Below are 5,546 nucleotides of genomic sequence, written 5' to 3' on the forward strand. Positions count from 1 at the left end.
TTTTGCTTCGTGCCGCGCGCGCGGCTCGACGACCTGATGATCAGCTATGCCTCCGATGGCGGCGGCGTCGGGCCGCATTTCGACAGCTACGACGTCTTCCTGCTCCAGGCCCGGGGGCGTCGGCGCTGGCGCATCGGCCGGCAGAAGGACCTCACGCTGCGCGAGGGCATTCCGCTCAAGGTGCTGGCGCAGTTCGAGCCCGAGCAGGAGTTCGTGCTCGAGCCCGGGGACATGCTCTACCTGCCGCCGCGCTATGCGCACGATGGCATCGCCGAAGGCGAATGCATGACCTACTCCATCGGTTTCCGCTCCCCCGCCCGCAACGGGATCGCGCAGGAGTTGCTGTCGCGCCTGGCCGATGATGCCGCCGATGACGATGCGCCGCCCCAGCTGTACCGCGATCCGTCACAGGCCGCGGTGGCGCAGCCGGGCGAGATTCCCCCGGCGCTGCAGGCCTTTGCCCGCCAGGCGCTGGAGCTCGCCCTGTCCGAGCCGCTGGCACTGGAGCGCGCCTTGGGCGAGAGCCTGACCGAGCCCAAGCCCAACGTGTGGTTCGAGCCCGGGGCGGTGGGCGGCCTGCTGGAAGGCGTTCAATTGGACCGCCGCACCCGCATGGTGTATGACGCGCGCCATGTGTTCATCAACGGCGACAGCTACCTGGCGGCAGGCCGCGACGCCACCCTCATGCGCCGGCTGGCCGATGAGCGCGTGCTGCGCCCCCGCGATCTTGCGCGCGCCAGCGACGATGCGCTGGAGCTGTTGTCGTCCTGGTGCGAAACGGGCTGGGCGCACGCCTGGTCGCCTCCCGATTGATGGACCTTTGAACGCGCAAAGGCGCAGTCACCTTAAGGAGCCACCGATGTCCGATGCATTCCCCCGCCATCCCGAAGCGGCCGCTGCACTGCCCGCCGGGCGTTTCAATGGCCGGGAAGACTTTCGCCAATGGGTGCGCGACGCGTTGGCTTGCGCGGCCCGGGAAGGCTGGAACGAGATCGTGCTGAGCGACTTCGACTTTCATGATTGGCCGCTTGGCGAGCGCGAGGTGATCGATTCGCTGCAGTCCTGGGCGCGCCGCGGGCGCCGCCTCACGGTGCTGGCCGGAACGTACGACGAAATGGTGCGGCGCCACGCGCGCTTCGTGCATTGGCGGGGCGTGTGGGACCATGTGATCGAATGCCGCCGCGCGCCCACGGCAGACCGCCTGGAACTGCCCAGCGTGCTCTGGTCCGATGCCTGGGTGCTGCAACGGTTGGACCCCGAGCGCTGCGCCGGCGTGGCAGGCCGCGAGCCCGAGCGCCGCCTGCTGGCGCGCGAGGCCCTCAACGAATGGCTGCTGCGCAAGAGTTCACCGGGGTTCCCGGCGACCACGCTGGGGCTGTGAATAATGCGCTCCCCATTTTTGCGATTTACCGAAGAGAAACAAAACGTCCCGTCGGTGTTAGTCTGTATTGACGGAATCTCCCTATAATTTGCGGTTGAAGTAAAAAAGGCGCCCCTGAGCGCCAAGCACCGCCAAAGAGCACGCTGCAAGAGGGCGCCAATGGCGGCAATTCCAATATCCGTCTGTCCAATAGGAAAAACTGAAATGAAGAACTCTCTCGTTCTGGCTGCCCTGGTCGCCTCCGTCGCTCTCGCCGCTTGCGGCAAGAAGGAAGAAGCCGCTGCGCCTGCACCGGCTCCCGCTCCTGTGGAAGCACCCGCACCAGCACCGGCTCCCGTGGTGACGCCTGCTGCTTCCGACGCAGCCCCTGCCATGACCGCTCCCGCATCCGACGCTGCTTCCGCTCCCGCAGGCGACGCTGCCAAGGCCGCTGCCGATGCTGCTGCAGCAGCCGCTGCCGGCGCTTCCACCGCCAAGTAAGCGATCGCTCCAACCGGCTTCGGCACACCGTGCCGGAGTCTGGCAAAAAGCCCCGTACCACCAGGTCGGGGCTTTTTTTTATTGGGCGGGCCGTTTTGATTGGTTTCGAAGGGGTACGAAATGCGAGATGCCTTGCGGACCTCAAGGCGTTACCAAGTCCGCGGCCTGCCGAAAGATCAGCCGCAGGCGATCCAGTCGGAGCCGGTGACCGGGCTGGCCACGTCCACGCGCGAGGTTTCCCACCCCAAGGCCGAGGCCAACGCGGCCTGGGCCAGTTCGGGGCGGTTGTTCTGCGCGCTGAGGTGGGCCGCCACCACGCGGCTCAGCCCCGTGTGCTGCATGGCCCGCAGGATGTCGGCGGCCACGGTGTTGGCCAAGTGGCCGTAGAGGCCGCTGATACGGCGCTTCAGGAACGCCGGGTAGCTGGAGACGGCGAGCAGATCGGGGTCGTGGTTGGATTCCAGCAGCAGCGCATGGCAGCCTTTGAGGTGGGCCAGCACATGGTCGGTGGCATGGCCCAGGTCGGTCAGCAGGCCGATGTGCGTCGCGCCATCGCTGCAGCGCAGCTGGAGCGGCTCGCGGGCGTCGTGCGGCACGGTGAAGGGCAGGGCCTCGAACGCGCCCAGATCGATGGGCAGGCCATCCTGTGCGATGTTCAGCAGCCCGTCCAGTTCGGGCGCGCCGATGGCCGCGTAGGTGCCATGGCTCATCCAGACCGGAATGCGGTGCCTGAGCGCCAGTTTCTCCATGCAGCCCACGTGGTCCGAATGCTCGTGGGTGATGAACAGGGCGTCGAGGTCATCGATCGACAGCCCGGCAGCGGCCAGGCGCGATGCCAGTTGCCGCGGCCCCAGCCCGCAGTCGATGAGCAACCGCCGCACCTGCGTGCCGCAGCGCCCCTCCACCACCGTGGCGTTGCCCGAACTGCCGCTGCCCAGGTTCTTGAAACGCAGCACGCAGTCCCGGGCCCTGAATTACTTCAGGTCGTCCGTCAGCACGCGCACGATGCGCTCGGCGTTGGCCGACGTCTCGGGCGCACCGGCGGCGTTCAGGACGGACACCGTGCTCTTGTTCTCGGCGCTGCGCACCACGACGCGGTACTTGACCGGTGCCGCGGCATCCGACGAGCGGCCCAGCAGCTTGCCGAAGAAGCCGGGGTCCTTCTTCTCGGTGGGCTCGACGTAGCGCACGAAATAGATGCCCTGGGCACGGTCGCGGTCTTCCACGGTGAAGCCGGTGCGGTCGAGCGCCAGGCCCACGCGGCGCCATGCACGGTCGAAGTTCTCGTCCAGTTCCACGACGGGCACATTGCCCTGGCGCGCCATGCGGGCCGTGGGCACTTGCTGTGCGGGCGCGGCGGCGATGGCGCGGGACTGTTCCTGGCTCACCCCCAACTTGACCATCAGTCGGCGCAGGAATTCGGTTTCCAGTTCCGGATCGACCGGGCGGGGCTGCCACACGGTGCTTTCCTTCTGGGCGGAGGTGTAGACCTCGACCATGCCGCGGTGGCTGATGAAGATTTCGGTGCTGCCATTGGGGCCGCGCTCCAGGCGGGTGCGGAACTTGTCGCGCTCGCCGGTGGAGTAGACCGAGTCGAACATCTTGCCGATGGTGGAGCGGATGATGTCCTGCGGCAGCTTGGCGCGGTTCTCGGCCCAGTCGGTTTCCATGATGCCGAGGTTGGCCTGGTCCTGCACCAGCACGAAGCCGTTCTCGGTCCAGAAGTCGCGCACTGGGTCCCACAGGACGTCAGCGGGGCGGCTCACGACCAGCCAGCGCTGGTTGCCGTCGCGTTCGATGCGCACGTCGCCGATGTTGCGCGTGGCCGCGTTCACGGCGCCCACGGGCTTTTGCGACTGGCCGGCCTCGAAGGCGGCCGCCGACACCACGCCACCCGGCACGGCGTAGCGCGAGTCGCGCGAGATCTGGTTCAGGTCCGGCGGCACTTCGAGCGTCGCGCCCTTGGTGGCGCTCTTGTAGTCGATCTTGTCGCTCTCCAGGACGGAGCAGGCGGACAGGGCCATGGCAAGGCCCAGCAGGCCCAGGCGGTTGATAGCGTTCACGCGGAAATCCTCTTTGGTGTCTGGGGAGAGCGGGGCAGGCAAGGCGGCAGGCTTTGATGGATTTACAGCAGGCCGCTGGCGCGAAGGGCGGCTTCCACCACGGCTTCGTTGCCTTGGCTCAGCGGGGTCATGGGCAGGCGCATCGCGCCGCCGCACCGGCCCAGGCGGTGCATGGCCCACTTCACCGGAATCGGGTTGGCTTCGACGAACAGCTGCTTGTGGGTGGGCATGAGCTGGAACTGGATTTCCATGGCGCGGCGCACATCGCCGGCCAGCGCGGCCACGCACAGTTCGTGCATGAGGCGTGGCGCCACGTTGGCAGTCACGCTGATGTTGCCCTGGCCGCCGCACAGCATGAGCGCCACGGCCGTCGGATCGTCGCCGGAATACACGGCGAAGCCCTTGGGCACGTCGCGGATCAGCCACTGCGCGCGTTCGATGTTGCCGGTGGCTTCCTTGATGCCGATGATGCCGGGCACCTGCGCCAGGCGCAGCACGGTGTCGTGCAGCATATCGGCCACGGAGCGGCCGGGCACGTTGTACAGCACGATGGGCAGGTCGCCCACCGCTTCGGCGATGGCCTTGAAGTGCTGGTACTGGCCCTCTTGCGTGGGCTTGTTGTAGTAGGGCACGACCTGCAGTTGAGAGTCGGCACCGACCTTCTTGGCGAAGCGGGCCAGCTCGATGGCCTCGGCCGTGGAGTTGGCGCCGCAGCCGGCCATGATGGGCACGCGCTTGGCGGCCTGCTCGACGGCCACGCGGATGATTTCGCAGTGTTCTTCGACGTTCACCGTGGGCGACTCGCCGGTGGTGCCCACCACGCCGATGCAGTCGGTGCCTTCGGCGACGTGCCAGTCGATCAGTTGGCGCAGGGTGGGGTAGTCCACGCTGCCGTCCTCGTGCATGGGGGTGACGAGGGCGACGATGCTGCCGGTGAGAGAGCTGGGAGGGGTCATGTCCGCGGTGGAAAACGGGTAAAGGAGCATTCTAACTAGAGCGGCGGTGCGAGCCGGTGGCGTGCCGGTGCGGCCCCCTCTTGCAGCCGGACCGCGGCGATGCGCTGGACGAATCGCTCCGGTGCATCGAGGAAGCCATCTTCATAGGCCACCGTGCACAGACCCGCGCAGGCCTGCAGCAGTTCCCCGGGCCGCAAGAGAAAGTCCGGCCGGGCCGGGCGGCCGACGGTTTCGTTGCCCGCGGCGAAGGTTTCGTACAGCAGCACGCCGCCGGGCGCGACGCTGGCCACCAGCGTGGGAAGGAGCGGCCGCCACAGGTACCGGGTGACGACCACGGCGCCGAAGGTGCGGCCCGCCAACGGCCAGGGCCCGGCTTCGATGTCCGCGCAGAGGATTTCGCCCAGCCCCCGCAGCGGGGCCAGCGCGTCGGGGTCGCGGTCCACGCCGGTCACGGGGTGGCCGCGGCCGTGGAGCCAGCGCAGGTGCCGGCCGCTGCCGCAGGCCACGTCCAGCACGCTGGCGCGGGCGGCAGGAGATGGGCCAGCGCCGGACCCATTCCAAGGCGGCTCAAGGCTGTGGAATGGCTGGCATTTGCTATGAAAATAATAGCATTAAAAGCAATTAAAATCGCCGGCATGAAGGCGTTTGGCGCCATACGTCAGAAGA

General features: G+C 67.6%; 7 protein-coding genes. 3 read left to right on the top strand and 4 right to left on the bottom strand.

The features are described 5' to 3' along the window. From AC27IO_RS19755 to AC27IO_RS19765, 3 genes are all read left to right on the top strand, one after another. Positions 1–813: JmjC domain-containing protein (locus AC27IO_RS19755; RefSeq protein WP_498740329.1), on the top strand; the 813-nt coding region annotated here is incomplete at its 5' end. 46 nt (positions 814–859) lie between these two features. Beyond that, positions 860–1,381 carry a hypothetical protein gene (locus AC27IO_RS19760; protein WP_498740331.1) on the top strand — a complete coding sequence of 174 codons (522 nt, stop codon included), beginning with the start codon at positions 860–862 and terminating at the stop codon, positions 1,379–1,381. A 204-nt stretch (positions 1,382–1,585) separates the two neighbouring features. After that, the gene (locus AC27IO_RS19765) at positions 1,586–1,861 is read left to right on the top strand and encodes a hypothetical protein (protein ID WP_498740333.1); all 276 of its coding nucleotides are present in this window, start codon (positions 1,586–1,588) and stop codon (positions 1,859–1,861) included. Positions 1,862–2,037: 176 nt separating this feature from the next. On the opposite strand, the gene AC27IO_RS19770 is transcribed toward AC27IO_RS19765, so the two are convergent. From AC27IO_RS19770 to AC27IO_RS19785, 4 genes are all read right to left on the bottom strand, one after another. Next, positions 2,038–2,817 (bottom strand): MBL fold metallo-hydrolase, encoded by a 780-nt coding sequence (locus AC27IO_RS19770; RefSeq protein ID WP_487089093.1) that lies wholly within the window; start codon positions 2,815–2,817, stop codon positions 2,038–2,040. An 18-nt stretch (positions 2,818–2,835) separates the two neighbouring features. Then, positions 2,836–3,924 (bottom strand): NlpB/DapX family lipoprotein, encoded by a 1,089-nt coding sequence (gene bamC / locus AC27IO_RS19775; RefSeq protein WP_284430146.1) that lies wholly within the window; start codon positions 3,922–3,924, stop codon positions 2,836–2,838. Positions 3,925–3,986: 62 nt separating this feature from the next. Beyond that, complete coding sequence (gene dapA / locus AC27IO_RS19780) at positions 3,987–4,880, bottom strand: 4-hydroxy-tetrahydrodipicolinate synthase (protein WP_272568071.1); 894 nt, start codon at positions 4,878–4,880, stop codon at positions 3,987–3,989. Between the two features lie 35 nt (positions 4,881–4,915). Continuing rightward, on the bottom strand, positions 4,916–5,395 hold the full coding sequence (locus AC27IO_RS19785) for a class I SAM-dependent methyltransferase (protein ID WP_498740335.1): 480 nt from the start codon (positions 5,393–5,395) through the stop codon (positions 4,916–4,918). Between the last annotated feature and the right edge of the window lie 151 nt (positions 5,396–5,546).

It is taken from the genome of Acidovorax sp. KNOB132 (genome assembly GCF_057541515.1).